The organism is Flavisericum labens (genome assembly GCF_045446075.1).
Lineage (GTDB): Bacteria > Bacteroidota > Bacteroidia > Flavobacteriales > Flavobacteriaceae > Flavisericum > Flavisericum labens.
In genome coordinates this window covers 59,491-76,418 of record NZ_JBJJBQ010000005.1, presented here as the reverse complement: position 1 = coordinate 76,418, position 16,928 = coordinate 59,491, and the positions used below count along the sequence as shown (strand labels likewise).

Sequence of the window (16,928 nt, the reverse complement as noted above, 5' to 3'; positions counted from 1 at the left end):
TTTATTTATTAAATATTTTTTTTGCTCCGCTATATAACATCGACCCTATTGCCACAACAGCAAGGATATAAAACGCATATAATCCAGCTCCTACTGTTTTAGATGTTGATTCAGTAACATCGGCACCTTTATCTGTGAATGGCTTTAAATCTAAATCTGTACCTGAAGATATCCCGTAAGAGATAGCTATAATACCCAGAAATACGCCTACCGTCAATAATGTTTTTTTAATATTCCCAGCAAATAAGCCTTTTAAAACAAACAATATGACCAATAAAAGTACTAAGCCTAATACTGCGTAGGTTACAAACAGCATATTCCCGCTCATACTTTGAGCACCTTCTTCATCCCCAGCGATAATCATTAGCGCAAAAATCGCACCAATAATGGCCAGAGCAAAGGCTACTATTTTTAATATTTTATGTAAACCCATAATTTATTAGTTTTCAATTATTACTATTATTACTTTTTGTTTCTTATTAATAGATCCATTAACGTGATAGAAGCATCTTCCATATCGTTAACAATACTATCAATTTTAGCAATAATGTAATTGTAAAAAATTTGAAGTATAATAGCCACTATAAGACCGAATACCGTTGTTAAAAGTGCTACTTTAATACCACCAGCTACTAATGACGGTTGCATATCTCCAGCCGCTTCAATTTTATCAAACGCTTGAATCATACCAATTACCGTACCCATGAAACCAAGCATTGGTGCTAGGGCGATAAATAATGAAATCCAAGACACGTTTTTCTCTAATTGACCCATTTGAACTCCTCCGTAAGCCACAACAGCTTTTTCGGCAGCATCCAAACCTTCGTCCGTCCTATCCAACCCTTGATAGAAAATTGAGGCGATAGGCCCTTTTGTATTTCTGCAAACTTCTTTGGCTGCTTCTACACCTCCAGAAGACAATGCATCTTCAACTTCTTGAGTTAATTTTTTTGTGTTGGTGGTTGAAAGATTTAAAAAGATAATTCTTTCGATGGCAATTGCTAATCCTAAAATTAAACATAGAAGTACGATGCCCATAAATCCTGCACCCCCTTCAATAAAACGCTTCTTTAATTCTTGGTGAAATCCTAGTGATTCCTCAGCTGCAGGCGCTGTTTCATCTTCTTCTTGAGCTACGGTTACAGTAGTTGTAACAGCAGCATTCGTGTTTGCAATTGTCGTTGCATTAGCCGTTCCGAATGCCATTATTCCAGTTATGGCAAGGATTGAAAATAATCTTTTCATGTTCTAGATCTTAATTTTATTAGTTAAAGTGTTAAAGATATTAAAAAAAAAACAATTAAGAGTAAAAATAACAGCAGAGAGGAAGGGATTCGAACCCTCGATACCCTTTTGGAGTATACACACTTTCCAGGCGTGCGCCTTCGACCACTCGGCCACCTCTCTGTATATTAATCATCTTAATTTACGGGGTTCAAATAACAAAAAAAACTTCGATTGCTAAAATTTTGACCGTTAATTTTATGAGATTTCTCCACATAATGGCCTTTCGAATATGGTTTTGAACGTGTTATCATCAAAATTATTTTGTCCCAATAAAAACATGAGTTTAGCCAGTGCCGCTTCAGTGGTAATATCTTTACCTGAAACTACACCTATTTTCTTCAATTGACTACTGGTCTCGTAATGCCCCATAATAACACTTCCACCAGAACACTGCGTGACATTAATAATATATATGCCTTTTGAAATTTGCTCATGCAAAATATTTACAAACCAATCTTCAGTAGTGCAGTTACCAGCTCCATAAGTTTCAATGATTACCGCTTTTAATCCTGGTGTATTAAAAACACTTTTTATAACGGATTGCGAAATGCCCGGAAACAGTTTAATCAATGCAATGTTATCGTTAAGTTTTTTATGAACAGTGAACTTCTTATTTAGGTTGGGATGAAACAAGTATTCATTATTAATTTTGAGATGCACACCAGATTCTGCCAAATCAGGATAATTCATTGAAGCAAAAGCCTGAAAATGCTCAGCATTTAATTTGGTGGTTCGATTGCCACGGTATAGCTTATATTCAAAATACAAACACACTTCTTTTATAACGGGCTTTCCTTTATTTTGTATAGATGCCAACTGAATTGAAGTAATTAAGTTTTCTTTGGCATCGGTGCGTAAATCACCGATAGGCAGTTGCGACCCTGTAAAAATAACAGGTTTCGCTAAGTTTTCCAGCATAAAGCTCAAGGCTGAAGTGGTATAACTCATAGTGTCACTACCGTGTAACACTACAAAACCATCAAACTCAGTATAATTACCCTCTATTATTTCGGCAATCTGAACCCAGTATTCTGGATTCATGTTACTGGAATCTATGGGATTTTCAAAAGACACTGTCTCAATATTGCAATCTAGCAACTGTAATTCAGGGATGCGCTTTAAAAGATTTTTAAAATTAAAGGCTCTAAGTGAACCCGTTTTAAAATCCTTTACCATACCAATGGTTCCACCAGTATATATAAGGAGTATATTTGGTTTTTTGTTATTCATAAAATTGCCTATAGCTGCTGGCTTTTAGCGATTAGTTAAACATTAAAAACGTTCTTTGAATTTTGGGTGGTCACAGCTGCTAATTCTTCTAAAGATACATTATATATGGCAGCTAATTTTTCCATCACCTTTAATACATAAGCACTTTCATTTCGCTTTCCGCGATATGGCGTTGGTGCCAAATACGGCGCATCGGTTTCTAAAACAATGTGTTTTAAATCGATTTGATTGAGGAATTTATCAATTTTTCCGTTTTTAAATGTAGCTACACCGCCAATGCCTAACTTCATATTATACGACAACGCCTGATGGGCTTGCTCTAATGTTCCGGTAAAGCAGTGGAAGATGCCAAATAAATCATCACTCTTTTCAGTTTCCAACACTTCAAAAATTTCATCGAACGCCTCGCGACAATGAATGACAATGGGCAGTTTGTATTCTTTGGCCAATTGAATTTGATGTTTAAATGCTATTTTCTGAATCTCTAAAGTCGATTTATCCCAATATAAATCAATACCAATTTCTCCGACCGCATAAAAGTTGCGTTTATCCAGCATCTCTTCTACATGTTTCAGTTCTTCTTGATAATTTTCTTTAACATGTGTTGGGTGCAACCCTGTCATTAAAAAAACATGTTCTGGAAAATCACTTTCCAATTTAAGCATGGCTTTTGTATAAGTAGAATCAATCGCCGGAATAAAAAATCGGGAAACACCCTGCTCAATGGCACGGTTTATCATTTCGGTTCGGTCTTCATCAAAAGCTTCGCTGTATAAATGGGTGTGGGTATCTGTAATTATCATGCTGCAAAAATATAAAAGCCACCTTTATTAAGGTGACTTTCTAAATGCTTTTTATTTACACGTAATCTGATTATAAAACCCATGTCACCCTGAACTTGTTTAGTCCAACTTCCCAATCAGTTTTTGCGCCCGTTTATAATCGTCTGTGTCTTCTGGTATGGTTTTCAAAATTTCCAAACAGGCATCGTTTTGTTCCTGCTTTAATTTACTTAATGCCAAATACCAAGTCGCTTTGTTTTTAAATGCTGAATTACCGTTACGAACTTGGTTTAACAAACCTTCGGCTATTTCAAATTTATTCAATTCAATATTTGAAACGGCTCGGTATAATTTTAATTCCGAATTATTAGAATCTGATTCCAAAAGACTTTTAAAGGCTTCATCGGCTTTAGCAAAATCTTTGTTATTGAAAGCTGTTTCAGCAGTTTTTAAAAGCGCATCGTTTTCTCCTCGAACACTCAAACTAATGGCTCCGTAATTGTTATAATCAGAATACGTTGGTGTTGAAAACTGGTTGAACATAAATATTCCGAAAAGCAAAACAACGCAGGCGGAAATGGCATATTTATAAAAATTGAAGCGTCTTACTTTTCCTTTATTTTCACCAAGGGTTTTCTCTTTATTAAAATATTCTGTTGAGATTTTCTTCAAATTATCTTCAAAAGCTAAAGAAGCTTCTTCATTTTGATATTTATGTTCTAAAAAAGAGTTAAGTTCTTTATAAGTGTTGAATGCTTGATTAAAATCGGCATCGGTTTTTAATCTAGATTCAAAATCCACTACCTCACCTTTAGTTAATTCTTTAGATAGATAGGCTTCAAACAGTATATAATTTTGGTCTTCCATGGCATCAATTATTAAGTTGGTTAAATTTAGGCGACCCTTGAACCAGTTCGGTTAACTTACCAATGCACAACGATTTCTTTTTGCGAGCATAGGCATAGCTTACACCTAAACTTTTAGCGACTTCTTCCATGGATTTTATTTTGAAAGTAGCCTTTAACAAATCTTGGCACGCATTACCCAACTTTTTAAACATTTCAGCAAATAAGGCTTGTTTTTCATCAAATACCGAGGTTTCAAAAGCCAGTTCTTGGGCGTCGTCATCTTTAGATAAGACTTCCTCGTTAATTGTTACCTCTTTATTGGAAGATTTTTTTAGTTTGTTTAACCATTTACGCTTGCACAACAGAAAAAAATAGGCATCAAACGGGCAGGTTAATTGTAATTTTTTCTGGCTGGCCTGGTTGTAAATGGTTATCAATGTGTCTTGAACCACATCTTGCGCCTTATCGGCATCGCCACTGTTCTGTTTAATGTAGTTTACCACTTTGGGCACAAACTTATCGTAAATAGCCTGAATTATAAACGAGTTGTTTTGAAGTAATCCGTCAACATACTTCTGGTCTTCATGAATTTTTTTTTCGCCCATTAACCCTTGTATTTGCTACTAAAGTAAAAAAACTTTCAAATAAAAGGGTAACAATTTTCAAATGGTTTTGATATAAGGGTGTAACAGCCAAAACGGCAAAAGAAAAATTTAATTAATCCATAAAAATTAGAAATCATGAAAAAATCAATTTTAATTATCGGAACAGTAGTATTGTCAATCTTAAACATAAATGCTACTAACAAAAATGAGGCCCTTAGCAGTATTGAAACTGTAGAAATAACTAAAAACGCCATCGCCCAAGTTTTTGAATGGAAAGTTGAAACCACCAAAAGCACCTATTCAGGAACAGCCTTGTCATTAAATGAAGCAAAAAACATGATGGCGCTATCAAGTTCAGGCGAAGCAGTAAGAAGCAAAGAAATAAAGAGCTATTTAGTTTTAAAGTCTGAATTGAACAGCAGCGCCCAAAGAAACTATTTCTGGGAAGTTGAAACCAAAACTGGTAAAGCCAAAGGTTATGCTTCAAACAAAGCTTATGCCAACAAAATGATTGAACTAGTAGCTTCGGGTGATGCTATTGTATCTAAAATCATCATTAGTCAACCTCAACAATAAAATTTTAAAAAAAATCCAAAAACAGGGTAACAAAAAAGTTGCCCTGTTGATATAAACTTGAATAACAAATTTAAAACCATTTATCATGAAGAATTTAAAACACATTTTAGGAACATTATTATTAGCAGCTCTAGTATTTACAAGCTGTAGTAAAAACAACGACGACGCCGACATTATTTTCTACCCGTCTGCTGAAGATTTTGAAAATTTACAAGACGAAGCCTTAGAAGACCTAACGCAAACTTTTCAATTTAACGCCGAGGACGGTTGGATAAACTTAACGTCAGAAAATGGTGTAACCATTGGTATTAACGGTTCTTGTTTAACTGAAAACGGAAATCCGGTGACGGGGCAAGTAGATTTAGAATTTGTTGAATTGTTTGACAAAGCAAGCATGCTAGTAACCAACAAACCAACTATGGGCGTTATGCCAAACGGAGATAGAGCACTATTAATTTCTGGTGGTGAGTTTTTTGTTGAAGCCACACAAAACGGTGCCACCTTAGAAACTTCTTGTGCTATCCAATTGGGAATTCCAACTGAATTAACTGGCGATCCAGACAACGATATGATCTTATGGACTGGGACTATTGATGAAGATGGCGACCTAGCCTGGGAAGAAGTCAAAGACGAAGACGGAACAGGACCTCAAGGCGGACGTGGCGTTTTTACCGAAGGCAATCAATACTATGCTTTTATTGGAGATTTTGGCTGGAGCAACGTAGACCGTTTTTACAACGATCCAAGACCTAAAACCACAATTTTGGTTGATGTTCCAGAAGGATATGACAATACGAATTGTTCGGTGTTTTTATCATACGATGGTGAAGACGCAGGCTTGGCCAACCTGGATACTTATGACCCAATAGATGGTTTATTTAGCGAACACTACGGGCAAATTCCTATCGGATTGGAATGCCATGTAATCTTTGTAACAGAATCTGCAAACGATTGGAAATACGCCATACAAGGTGTGACTATTGTTGAAAACGGTGTTATTACCATTACAGAAGGCGAAACTTCAATTGTAACACAATCACAACTTGAAACCATAATTAATGGATTACCATAAATATTTACCAATTTTCAAATACCTACTTAAACATGGTTAACCCCAAATAGTTAGCCTACTTATTAAAACCAGAAACCTCGTGTTTCTGGTTTTTCGTTTTTGAAGGGTAACAAAACCAAACTTCAGTTGATATAATCATATGAAAAGGGCTATTTACATAATAATCATTATTTGTATTGTTTTGATTGTAATGGCCAATTTTGTTGTCATTGCCTCAAACATCAAAATATAGCCATGTATATTCTTAAACGCCTCTTTTCGTATATTTATCAACCTTTAAACTTGAATCTACAATGAAAACTTACATATTTACTATTTTATCCTTGGCAAGTTTTTTATGTGCTTCGGCTCAAGAAATTCTTAACGACACATTGGTTAGAACAGCCACCATAAAGACCGAAACTAATGGTAACGAGGTGAATTTCACCCCAGAAACACCACGCTTAAATCAAATAGCTGGTGCTCCAAAAGCGTTTTATACCCATTACTGGGAATTTGGCGATGGCCATTTCAGCTCCGAAGAAAATCCGCAGCACATTTACAAAAATAAAGGCGAATACGAGGTTAAATTATGGGCTACCAATAATTACGATACAGGCAAACCACCAACTACGCGCCCAAAAAAGGTTTCGGTAAATTCAGTAACTGCCGATTATGAAGATACCGCAACCATGACGGAAGATTTCATTTTAAAGCGCAACCGCGAACCTGTACCTGGAGAAGAACTTGTTCTTATTATGCGCTACAAAAACATCAAATCATACGAGACCAACGGGAAACTATATCTGTTTTACAATGAGCTTAAATACAAAGCCGATAACTTTAAAATATTAGAAACCCGAACTTATCATAATGAAAAAGCGATTTCAACCGATGCGTTTGCATTCACCAATAAAATAAATGATGAAAACACTCTTTTGGCTTCATTGGGTCATATTAAGATTGAACAACAACAAATCCCAAAAGATTCTACTGAAAGGAAGAATTTACCAGCTACAATAAACGAGGCACAATCACTTTACAGAAACTGGCAAGTTTTAGAGTTTGATGGTATGGAGCCTGAGGAGGAACGCAATATTTTCGTCAGTTTAAAAACCACGCCTGAAATGGTTAAAGACACCAGTGCCATTATTTCGGTTCGCGGTGTTTACGTGCCCGATGCTAATTACGACAACCACAAGGTTAAAGACATGGAAATGGAAATAGTTACCTCGCACGACCCCAACAAAATGTCATCAAACGGTACTATTATGAATTACAGACTGGTGCGTTTTAAAACCTTAAAATACAAGATTAAATTTCAGAATAATGGCGAAGGGCCTGCGCGCACCATTCGGTTGGAAACCGACATTCCAGACATGCTAGACAAATCGACTTTAGAGGTCACCGACATGTACCCCAAATGTGATATCTGCCCAAAACGAGAGGTGCTTTACAGTTGTTTGGACACGGCATTTACCGATACACAAGCTATTTTCACATTCAAAAATATTTACCTACCAGGTAGTGAGCAAAAAAACGTAAAGGAGTACGACAGTACCAAGGGTTTTGTAAAATATAAAATCAAGTTTGCTAAAGATTTTCATAAGAAAAAAACCAAAAGCCGTACGGCCATTATTTTTGATAAAAACGACCCGATTATCACTAATTACTCCACGACCCGATTTATGCCGGGCATTTCCATTGGAGCCAAGGTTGGCTACAATTCATTTTCCGATTTAAAAAACTCCGAAAGCTACTTTTTTGGGGCCACGGTGTCGCCCTACAAATCGTACCGTTGGTATTGGCAAGTGGAGCTAATGAATAACTTTCATAACTACGAATTAGATACGACAGCTGAAGAAGAATTTGTGCAAGATGCTTCGGGATTTCGGTTTAGGCAACGTACCACCACAGATACTTCCTATGAAAACATCGACTGGGATGTTCCCGTTTTATTGCGCTACAACGTCAACAATTACATAGGTTTGGGTGCTGGTTTACAAAATACCATTTCAATTAGCGAAAAGCAGCAGCAAGATATTTTTATCGAGCAATATGAAGGTATTCAACCCGATGCTCCTGTTTTTAACACTATGGAAGAAACCAATAGCGAAAGCAAATCGTTTACCAATTTACGTACAGGTTTATTGTTTGAAGCCACTGCTGGTTTCGCTAGAATTGGACCCAGTTTGGGTGCAAGATATATCATGAATTTTGAAAACGATTTTAACTATTGGCAGTTTTACGCCATTTGGAAATTCTAAAACTAAGTGTCGTTTGGCACCTCACTTAAAATGAATAATCTTTTTGTGCTCCTTTTATTTTTATCTGCCTTCGGTTTTTCCCAAAACCTAGAAGAGGATATTTATGTCGCGGCCGAAACTTTTATCACCAACAAAAATGAAACGTCCCTTAATACCTTAAATCAACAAGAAGCTCAATTCAAAAAGCAAATAAAAACTAAAGACGAACAATTGGCATTAGTGTTTTTACAATGCCATAAAGGGTATTATTTAAATTCAACTTCAAAATTAAAAGAAGCCATTACCATTTTTGAGGATGCATTGCAACGATTTAATGAACATGAACTTTCCACTATTTCGGATTTCGATATTATTGAAAGTTGTATGAAACCTTTGGGTAATTTATACACCAAAACAGGGGATTATACCAATGCCGAAAGCACCATAAAACAATACATTTTTTTGGCTGAAAAAACCAATAACAGTAAGCACCAAATTAGCGGAGCCATTAATTTGGCAAAACTCTACCAGACTTTAGGAAGGCATTTAACGGTTATAAAATTAACCTCTGACTATGCCGAAAAACCAAATTGTACAAAGCTTCAAAAACAAAAATTAATTAAAATAAATATCGATAGCCAAATCGCGCTTGGGCAGATTTCAAGCTACGAAGATGTCCCTATTCCGCTTGATAGCGAAAAAAAATACAGGATAGCATTACAGGACAAAACATACGAAAGCGCCTTAGAATGGTTTAAAAAAGTGAAAGCCGAACGGTTTTCTAACAATAAACTGTCTGCACGTTATAAATCAAAACTTTATTTGGAAGAAGCTCAACTTTATATGTTGTTGGACAAAAAACGCATGGCCTTAAAAAGTTTACAAGCGGCTTTAAAGACCTTAATCTCTGATTTTAATGGCAGTTTACCTCCCTCAAAATCGAATTTATACGCCGAAAACACCTTTATTGATATTTTTGATTTATATGCGGAAATCGAAACAAAACCAGAGAACGCCTTACAATATTTTGACCTCAGTTTTTATGTTTCACAGCTATTGCGCAAAAATTGGACCTCTCAGGAAACCAAAATATTAAACCAAACTGCCGATAGAGTAAGAAGTGAAAAGTGCATTGACATACTGTTTGGAAATTTTAAAAAAACAAACAACAAATCTTATGTTTTTAAAGCACTTCAGTATGCAGAAAATAGTAAGGCTTCTTCATTAAGAGACATGTTTTTAAAAAAATTACGCCTCAAGAAATTCCCTAACGATGCACTTTTACAAACAGAATTCAACCTTCTTAAAAAACAAGAACATATTACCAGTTTATTGGTTAAAGAACATCTTGGCGATACACGTGTTTCGAAAATCAATCAATACAACAAACAACTAAGTGATGTCAGTTTGGAATTAAAACGCCTAAAACAGAATATTTCAGAACAGTATTCAACTGACCAAAACTATTTTTCATTAGAGGACTTACAGCAAAAACTTAAAAAGGACCAAGCGACTTTAGTTGAATATTTTTATGGTAAAAACAACATATATCAATTTATAGTTTCACAAGATAAAATTGACCTAAATAGAATACCCAAAACACCTTCCGTTGAAAAAGAAATATTAGATTTTATAAGTCTTTTTTATAATTCATCGATTATCAATAACAATATTTCAAGCTTTACGAAACAAGCCTTTGGCATTTATAGCCTATTGAATTTTAAGGCTATAAATTCGAATAAAAATGTAATGATAATTGCAGACGGTTTTCTAAACTTCATCCCTTTTGAAGCATTATTAACTCAAGAAACTTCTGCTAGCTCGTTTTCTAAAATGCCCTTTTTGGTATTTTCACAAAACATATCCTACAACTCCAGCATTACAATGTATTTAAACAACAAAAACTCATTAAACGGAAATACTGTTTTAGGTTTTTTCCCAGTTTTTGAAGGAAGCGAGCAAGCACTTAATTTTTCAAAAAATGAAGCCAATATTATTAAAGATGAAATGTCTGCAGACATTTTAATGAACACCAATGCCAGTAAACAAAATTTCATTGAAAAAAGTAATGATTACAACATTTTGCACCTCTCTACGCACGCTCGCCCTGCGGCACTTTCCTTTTACGATAGCGATATTTTTATAAATGAACTATATAGCCTTGACCTCAACGCCAATTTAGCGGTTTTAAGTGCGTGCGATACAGGATTGGGCAACTTCTATAAAGACGAAGGCCCCATGAGCATAGCGCGCGGTTTTCAATATGCTGGCGTACAAAATCTACTTTTTTCGCTTTGGCAAATAAACGATTTATCCACGTCTCAAATCATGAAATCGTTCTACAAAAATTTTAGTGAAAACCAATCGGTATTTATAGCCAACACCCAATCTAAAATTGACTATCTCAAAAACGCTTCCATAAGCAACGCCAAAAAATCACCTTACTATTGGGGCGCTTTTGTTTATTATGGTTCATTAGAACCCGAAAAGCCAAATAGCCCCCTATTTTATATCTTTTTTGGGATATTAATTGTTTCTATTGCTCTATTTTTATCCTTTAAAAACCGTAAAAATGAGCGAGACCAAGTCACTTCAACAATTTCTTATTGAAAAAGGATACACCAAAGTGAAGCTGCACCTTACAAAGACCAACCACTTTGAAATCAAGGCTTCAATTAATGGCAAAAAAGGACGGTTTATTCTAGATACGGGTGCTTCAAGCTCGTGCGTTGGCTTTGAAGGCATTGAAACCTTTAAGCTAAAAGCCGAAGACTCCATTATAAAAGCTGCTGGGGCTGGCGCCATAAATATGGAGACCAAAATGTCTAAAAAGAATAAAATAAAAATAGGAAAGTGGTCAAACAACAAAGTGGTTTTGGTTTTGTTCAATCTAACGCATGTTAATACAGCACTTACGGAACATAATTCCAAACCTGTTGATGGTATAATTGGCGCAGATATTTTAAAAAAAGCAAAAGCCGTAATTGATTATCAAAAGAAATATTTATATTTAAAAACAAATTAATTAATCTCTCTCTAGGTTTTTAATGAACAACACTATTGTCATAGCAGACGATCACCCGCTTATGCTTCGCGGTCTCACGGACTTTTTAACCTCAAGAGGGCACCATATTGTTGGCAGTGCAGAAGATGGCAACACAGCATATAGCCTTATCGTGAAATTTAAACCCGAAATTGCTATTCTTGATATTAGAATGCCGCTTAAAACAGGTTTAGAGATTGCCGAAGACTGTAAAAAAAATCAATTGCCCACTAAGGTTATTTTGATAACTTTTGACAAGGAAGAAGAACTTTACGACAAGGCTAAGGCATATAACGTTTATGGTTATATTTTAAAAGAATTTGCTATTGAGGAAATAGAAACGTGCATAGACCACGTAAAGAACGGAACTAAATATTTTAGTGAAGAAATAGCAGATTATTTAAAAACAAGTGGCTTACAACAAAAACCAGAAATTTTAGAATGCCTTACCAAATCTGAATTAAAAATTGTAAAATTGATTTCTGAAAACATGACGAGTCAAGAAATAGCAAACGAACTTTCCATTTCTATAAGGACAGTAGATAAGCACAGAAGTAACATTGTACACAAGTTAAACCTCGACAATAAACCCACATCACTTTCCATTTGGGCCAACTTAAACAAAAAATATTTTTAGTTGATTATAAAAATACGTAGTACTGCGTATTTTTTGTAACGAATATATTGACTATCTTTATTGTGCTATTAATTAGTTCTTAGGGAGAATTAAAGAAGGCTCTAAATCGTAATGATTTAGAGCCTTCAGTTTTTTAATGAAATATATAGTAGATTAAAATTACGTAGAAGTGCGTATTTTTTTTGTTAACGGCTCAACCTATCTTTATGGTGCTATTAATTAATTCTTTTGAGAGAGGATTTTTTAAGGACTCTGCACCATAATGGTGCAGAGTATTTAAAATTTAAAAATCAATAAAACATGGACGCCTTAATGGAAAAAAAGAATAATTTTCTAACCAAATTTTGTGTCATTGGATTAGTAGTCTTAGTCATTGCAATTATCTCCATTAATATATTTGCTTATTTTATTTAGTTTAGTTAGTAATTTTTATTGTGTTAGCAGAGTTAAGAACAATCTACCACAAAAAAATCTCTTGAAGTTGATACTCCAAGAGATTTTTTTTTAATCCTAAAGTAAATAAATATCTACTCTTCAGCTGCAGGTGCTTCTGCTGCAGGTGCTTCTGCTCCTTCTGCTCCTTCTTCTCCTTCAATTTCTTCTTCATCCTCATCATCAAGGATAGCTGTTCTTGCAGTTTTAATTTGACAAACAACAGTATTATCGGAGTGTAAAAACTCATAACCATCTTTTGGCAAATCGCCAACCGAAACATTATCACCAATTTTTAATGGTGTAATATCGATTTCGATAAAATCTGGTAAGCTAGCAGGTAAAGCCTTTATACGTAGCTTTCTGTTGTTTTTTCTTAAAACACCACCGTTTTTAACACCTCTTGAGTTACCTACAAGGCGAACAGGAATATTTAGTGAAATTTCTTTGTCATCAAATAACTGATAGAAATCTACATGTAAAATTCTATCGGTTACTGGGTGAAACTGAATGTCTTGAAGTACAGCGCTTAAAGTTGTACCATTGTCAAGCTCAATCACAACTGTATGCGCATTTGCTGTGTATACAAGTTTAGAAAAAGCCAATTCTGGTGCAGAGAAATGTACTGGCTTGTCTCCTCCGTATAATACGCAAGGAACCTGACCAGCATTACGTAAGGCCTTTGTTGCTTTTTTGCCCACGCTTTCTCTTTGAGATCCGTTGATTGTAATTGATTTCATTTTTAAAATTTATAGTTATTAATTATTACTCTTCTTTTATGTAGCTGCTCATTAAACTACATTACAAATTTTGAACTGATAGATTTGTTATTATGTACTTTCTCCATAACCTCGGCAAACAAGTCTGCACAACTTATAACCCTAATTTTATCACTTAAAGGTTTTACAGGTATAGAATCTGTTACTATCAACTCTTCTAATTTTGAATTATTCAAATTATCATAAGCTTTTCCAGATAATATGGGGTGTGTACAAATAGCTCTAACACTAAGTGCGCCACGTTCCATCATTAAATCGGCCGCTCTAGTTAAGGTTCCAGCAGTATCTACCATATCATCTACCAAAACCACATTTTTGCCTTCAACATTACCTATAAGTTCCATATGGGAAATAACATTGGCCTTGGCACGTTGCTTATAGCAAATAACAACATCACTTTGTAACGCTTTTGAATAGGCATAGGCTCTTTTTGAACCTCCCATATCTGGCGATGCAATAGTTAAATTATCTAAATTTAAACTTCTCAGATATGGCAAAAACACAGTTGAAGCAAATAAATGGTCAACCGGTTTTTCAAAGAACCCTTGTATTTGATCGGCGTGCAAATCCATCGTAATAATACGGGTTGCACCCGCTGCCTCTAACATTTTTGCAACTAACTTGGCTGCAATGGGCACTCGGGGTTTATCTTTTCTATCTTGCCTTGCCCACCCAAAATAAGGTAACACCGCTGTAATATGCCTTGCTGATGCACGTTTTGCTGCATCAATCATTAGCAGCATTTCCATTAAGTTTTCTGGTCCTGGATTTGTAGAGCCAATAATGAAAATTCGCGTACCACGAATAGACTCTTCATAGGATGGCTGAAATTCCCCATCGCTGTATGTAGAGGTAATAACATTGCCCAGCTCGGCCCCGAAGGCTTTTGCAATTTTTTCGCCGAGCACTTTACTTTGTGTACATGCGAAAATTTTAGCTTCTGTTATCACAATAGGCATGGTTACTTTGTTGTTTTTGGTGTAAAATCAAACCTTATTTTAAATGAGGTGCAAATTTATGTATTTATTTTAACCTAAAAAGTATATTGCTAGGTATTTTTGTGTGTAATATCGAAAAATTATATATTTTTGCAGTCCAAAATTGCTCAAGTGGCGGAATTGGTAGACGCGCTGGATTCAAAATCCAGTTTCTTCGGAAGTGTGGGTTCGATTCCCACCTTGAGTACAAAGCCTTTAATTAATATTATTTAAAGGCTTTTTTATTGATTACTTTCAAGCCTACTTTAATTTTTTAAAATTAAATATTTCATTTTTCATTCAATTTTCTATCACTCAGGTTTTATAATTACCTTTGTACCTCTTAAAAAACGCATTTATGATCTATTCGATGACAGGTTACGGAAAATCTGTATTGCAACTTCCCACAAAAAAAATAACAATCGAGCTTAAATCCCTGAATAGTAAAAACTTGGATTTGAATGCAAGAATGCCCTCTGTTTACAGAGAAAAAGAGCTAGCTATTAGAAAAAGACTTGCCAATAAGCTGGTTAGGGGAAAAATAGATTTCTCAATTTATGTGGAAACCACAGCCGACGATACTTCAACGCAAATCAATACTCCCATTGTAAAGCAATACATGGCTCAGTTAAAACAGATTGTGACTGCTGATGAACTTGAACTTTTAAAAATGGCTGTTCGTTTTCCAGATGCTCTAAATACAGTTCGAGAAGAAATTGATGAAAACGAATGGAAAGCCATTGAAGCCGAAATAGATAACGCTACGGACGACCTAATTAACCATCGTTTGGATGAAGGGAAGGTACTTGAAAAAGATTTTAATAACCGCGTTGAATCTATAGACAACATACTTGAAAAAGTAATTGCTATTGACCCAGAGCGCGTTGAGGCCGTTCGCGAACGCTTGTTAAAAGGCGTTGAGGAATTAAGAGAGAAATACGACGAGAACCGATTTGAGCAAGAATTGATATACTACATTGAAAAGTTTGATATTACCGAAGAAAAAGTACGCCTAAAAAACCACCTCAATTATTTTACAGAAAGCATTAATTCAAAAGAATCCAACGGAAAAAAATTAGGCTTTATCAGTCAAGAAATGGGTCGCGAAATCAATACCATTGGATCAAAAAGTAATTATGCGCCCATGCAGCAATTGGTGGTGCAAATGAAGGATGAATTGGAAAAAATAAAGGAACAATTATTGAACGTACTTTAACAAAAAGTTTAGAATATTGAATCAACAAAGTAAAAAACAAGGTAAACTTATTGTGTTTTCGGCACCATCAGGCTCTGGAAAAACCACAATAGTGAGGCACTTACTTGGATTGGACGATTTAAATTTAGAATTTTCAATATCGGCAACATCCAGAGAAAAGCGAGGCACAGAAGTTAACGGTAAAGACTATTACTTTTTATCTGCCCAAGAATTTAAAAGCAAAATCAAGAATGATGAGTTTTTAGAATGGGAAGAAGTTTATCGCGATAATTTTTACGGCACTTTAAAGACCGAAGTAGAGCGCATTTGGGAAAAAGGTAAAAACGTTATTTTTGATATTGACGTATCTGGTGGGCTACGAATAAAAAGAAAATTCCCTGAAGAAACATTGGCTATTTTCGTAAAACCACCGAGTATTGACGAACTAAAAATTCGCTTGAAAAAACGTAAAACAGAAAGCGAAGATAAAATAAACATGCGCGTTGCCAAAGCATCAGCAGAACTAGCTACAGCTCCCCTTTTCGACACTATTATTATTAATGATGATTTGGAAAATGCATTAAAGGAAGCGCACAACAAAGTTCAAGATTTTATAAATTCCTAAATTAAATATTTTGAAAGTAGGTTTATTTTTTGGCTCTTTTAATCCTATACATGTTGGTCATTTAGTAATTGCCAACCATATGGCAGAGCATACCGACCTCGATCAGGTATGGTTTGTGGTAACACCGCACAATCCTTTTAAAAAGAAAAGCACACTTTTAGATAATTACCAACGTTTGGAAATGGTATATCTGGCCACCAAAGATTACTCCAAGCTTAAACCCAGTGATATCGAGTTTAACTTAACTCAGCCCAACTACACGATAAACACGTTGGTTTATTTACAAGAAAAATTTCCTGATCACGAATTTGCACTAATTATGGGAGCGGACAACCTAAAGAGCTTTCACAAGTGGAAAAATTATGAGGTTATTTTAGAAAATCATCATATTTACGTGTATCCACGTATTTCCAAAAACAAAATAGAAACTCAATTTGATGGCCATGAAAAAATCCACTTGATTGATGCACCAATAATGGAACTGTCCTCAACCTTTATTAGAAAATCGGTAAAGGCTGGCAAAAATGTACAACCCATGCTTCCTAAACATGTTTGGAAGTATCTGGATGAAATGAATTTTTATAAGTAATTCAAATAAAAAAAGAAACCGCCTAA

The 16,928-nt window shown here is 35.1% G+C and carries 17 protein-coding genes and 2 tRNA genes; 10 read left to right on the top strand and 9 right to left on the bottom strand.

The window, feature by feature from the left end:
* Position 1: 1 nt before the first annotated feature.
* The 7 genes from ACIEHO_RS09955 to ACIEHO_RS09925 form a co-directional block, all read right to left on the bottom strand.
* A complete protein-coding gene (locus ACIEHO_RS09955; protein WP_406971209.1) occupies positions 2-433 on the bottom strand; it encodes a hypothetical protein in 432 nt (143 codons plus the stop codon).
* Between the two features lie 29 nt (positions 434-462).
* A complete protein-coding gene (locus tag ACIEHO_RS09950) occupies positions 463-1,245 on the bottom strand; it encodes a MotA/TolQ/ExbB proton channel family protein (protein WP_406971207.1) in 783 nt (260 codons plus the stop codon).
* A gap of 74 nt (positions 1,246-1,319) precedes the next feature.
* Positions 1,320-1,407 (bottom strand) — tRNA-Ser (locus ACIEHO_RS09945).
* Between the two features lie 75 nt (positions 1,408-1,482).
* A complete protein-coding gene (locus tag ACIEHO_RS09940; RefSeq protein ID WP_406971205.1) occupies positions 1,483-2,517 on the bottom strand; it encodes an asparaginase in 1,035 nt (344 codons plus the stop codon).
* Positions 2,518-2,552: 35 nt separating this feature from the next.
* A complete protein-coding gene (locus ACIEHO_RS09935; protein WP_406971203.1) occupies positions 2,553-3,320 on the bottom strand; it encodes a TatD family hydrolase in 768 nt (255 codons plus the stop codon).
* Positions 3,321-3,419: 99 nt separating this feature from the next.
* The gene (locus ACIEHO_RS09930) at positions 3,420-4,166 is read right to left on the bottom strand and encodes a tetratricopeptide repeat protein (protein WP_406971201.1); all 747 of its coding nucleotides are present in this window, start codon (positions 4,164-4,166) and stop codon (positions 3,420-3,422) included.
* Between the two features lie 4 nt (positions 4,167-4,170).
* Positions 4,171-4,752 carry an RNA polymerase sigma factor gene (locus tag ACIEHO_RS09925; RefSeq protein ID WP_406971199.1) on the bottom strand — a complete coding sequence of 194 codons (582 nt, stop codon included), beginning with the start codon at positions 4,750-4,752 and terminating at the stop codon, positions 4,171-4,173.
* Positions 4,753-4,887: 135 nt separating this feature from the next.
* Between ACIEHO_RS09925 and ACIEHO_RS09920 the strand changes: the two genes are divergently transcribed.
* The 6 genes from ACIEHO_RS09920 (at position 4,888) to ACIEHO_RS09895 (ending at position 12,305) form a co-directional block, all read left to right on the top strand.
* Positions 4,888-5,328 carry a hypothetical protein gene (locus tag ACIEHO_RS09920; protein WP_406971197.1) on the top strand — a complete coding sequence of 147 codons (441 nt, stop codon included), beginning with the start codon at positions 4,888-4,890 and terminating at the stop codon, positions 5,326-5,328.
* 85 nt (positions 5,329-5,413) lie between these two features.
* Positions 5,414-6,400 (top strand): hypothetical protein, encoded by a 987-nt coding sequence (locus ACIEHO_RS09915; RefSeq protein WP_406971195.1) that lies wholly within the window; start codon positions 5,414-5,416, stop codon positions 6,398-6,400.
* Between the two features lie 293 nt (positions 6,401-6,693).
* Complete coding sequence (locus ACIEHO_RS09910) at positions 6,694-8,646, top strand: DUF7849 domain-containing protein (RefSeq protein WP_406971193.1); 1,953 nt, start codon at positions 6,694-6,696, stop codon at positions 8,644-8,646.
* 30 nt (positions 8,647-8,676) lie between these two features.
* The gene (locus ACIEHO_RS09905) at positions 8,677-11,235 is read left to right on the top strand and encodes a CHAT domain-containing protein (RefSeq protein WP_406971191.1); all 2,559 of its coding nucleotides are present in this window, start codon (positions 8,677-8,679) and stop codon (positions 11,233-11,235) included.
* A complete protein-coding gene (locus ACIEHO_RS09900) occupies positions 11,198-11,650 on the top strand; it encodes a retropepsin-like aspartic protease (protein ID WP_406971189.1) in 453 nt (150 codons plus the stop codon). Before ACIEHO_RS09905 ends, ACIEHO_RS09900 begins: the two co-directional genes overlap by 38 nt.
* Before the next feature lie 22 nt (positions 11,651-11,672).
* On the top strand, positions 11,673-12,305 hold the full coding sequence (locus ACIEHO_RS09895) for a response regulator (protein WP_406971187.1): 633 nt from the start codon (positions 11,673-11,675) through the stop codon (positions 12,303-12,305).
* Positions 12,306-12,832: 527 nt separating this feature from the next.
* Here ACIEHO_RS09895 and ACIEHO_RS09890 read toward each other — a convergent pair.
* Positions 12,833-13,477, bottom strand: a complete 645-nt coding sequence (locus ACIEHO_RS09890) for a 50S ribosomal protein L25/general stress protein Ctc (protein WP_406971185.1) — start codon at positions 13,475-13,477, stop codon at positions 12,833-12,835.
* A gap of 56 nt (positions 13,478-13,533) precedes the next feature.
* Positions 13,534-14,475 carry a ribose-phosphate pyrophosphokinase gene (locus tag ACIEHO_RS09885; RefSeq protein WP_406971183.1) on the bottom strand — a complete coding sequence of 314 codons (942 nt, stop codon included), beginning with the start codon at positions 14,473-14,475 and terminating at the stop codon, positions 13,534-13,536.
* Positions 14,476-14,619: 144 nt separating this feature from the next.
* On the opposite strand from ACIEHO_RS09885, the gene ACIEHO_RS09880 reads away from it, so the two are divergent.
* The 4 genes from ACIEHO_RS09880 (at position 14,620) to nadD (ending at position 16,902) form a co-directional block, all read left to right on the top strand.
* Positions 14,620-14,701: transfer RNA gene (locus ACIEHO_RS09880), tRNA-Leu, on the top strand.
* A gap of 150 nt (positions 14,702-14,851) precedes the next feature.
* Complete coding sequence (locus ACIEHO_RS09875) at positions 14,852-15,709, top strand: YicC/YloC family endoribonuclease (protein WP_406971181.1); 858 nt, start codon at positions 14,852-14,854, stop codon at positions 15,707-15,709.
* A gap of 16 nt (positions 15,710-15,725) precedes the next feature.
* Complete coding sequence (gene gmk / locus ACIEHO_RS09870; protein ID WP_406971179.1) at positions 15,726-16,313, top strand: guanylate kinase; 588 nt, start codon at positions 15,726-15,728, stop codon at positions 16,311-16,313.
* Positions 16,314-16,323: 10 nt separating this feature from the next.
* Entirely contained in the window at positions 16,324-16,902 is a 579-nt protein-coding gene (gene nadD / locus ACIEHO_RS09865; RefSeq protein ID WP_406971177.1) for a nicotinate (nicotinamide) nucleotide adenylyltransferase, read from the top strand.
* Positions 16,903-16,928 lie beyond the last annotated feature (26 nt).

Bases quoted from the DNA above. Each gene is read 5' to 3' on its own strand.
- ACIEHO_RS09955 (WP_406971209.1), bottom strand. From the start codon at position 433: ATGGGTTTACATAAAATATTAAAAATAGTAGCCTTTGCTCTGGCCATT.
- ACIEHO_RS09950 (WP_406971207.1), bottom strand. From the start codon at position 1,245: ATGAAAAGATTATTTTCAATCCTTGCCATAACTGGAATAATGGCATTC.
- ACIEHO_RS09940 (WP_406971205.1), bottom strand. From the start codon at position 2,517: ATGAATAACAAAAAACCAAATATACTCCTTATATATACTGGTGGAACC.
- ACIEHO_RS09935 (WP_406971203.1), bottom strand. From the start codon at position 3,320: ATGATAATTACAGATACCCACACCCATTTATACAGCGAAGCTTTTGAT.
- ACIEHO_RS09930 (WP_406971201.1), bottom strand. From the start codon at position 4,166: ATGGAAGACCAAAATTATATACTGTTTGAAGCCTATCTATCTAAAGAA.
- ACIEHO_RS09925 (WP_406971199.1), bottom strand. From the start codon at position 4,752: ATGGGCGAAAAAAAAATTCATGAAGACCAGAAGTATGTTGACGGATTA.
- ACIEHO_RS09920 (WP_406971197.1), top strand. From the start codon at position 4,888: ATGAAAAAATCAATTTTAATTATCGGAACAGTAGTATTGTCAATCTTA.
- ACIEHO_RS09915 (WP_406971195.1), top strand. From the start codon at position 5,414: ATGAAGAATTTAAAACACATTTTAGGAACATTATTATTAGCAGCTCTA.
- ACIEHO_RS09910 (WP_406971193.1), top strand. From the start codon at position 6,694: ATGAAAACTTACATATTTACTATTTTATCCTTGGCAAGTTTTTTATGT.
- ACIEHO_RS09905 (WP_406971191.1), top strand. From the start codon at position 8,677: ATGAATAATCTTTTTGTGCTCCTTTTATTTTTATCTGCCTTCGGTTTT.
- ACIEHO_RS09900 (WP_406971189.1), top strand. From the start codon at position 11,198: ATGAGCGAGACCAAGTCACTTCAACAATTTCTTATTGAAAAAGGATAC.
- ACIEHO_RS09895 (WP_406971187.1), top strand. From the start codon at position 11,673: ATGAACAACACTATTGTCATAGCAGACGATCACCCGCTTATGCTTCGC.
- ACIEHO_RS09890 (WP_406971185.1), bottom strand. From the start codon at position 13,477: ATGAAATCAATTACAATCAACGGATCTCAAAGAGAAAGCGTGGGCAAA.
- ACIEHO_RS09885 (WP_406971183.1), bottom strand. From the start codon at position 14,475: ATGCCTATTGTGATAACAGAAGCTAAAATTTTCGCATGTACACAAAGT.
- ACIEHO_RS09875 (WP_406971181.1), top strand. From the start codon at position 14,852: ATGATCTATTCGATGACAGGTTACGGAAAATCTGTATTGCAACTTCCC.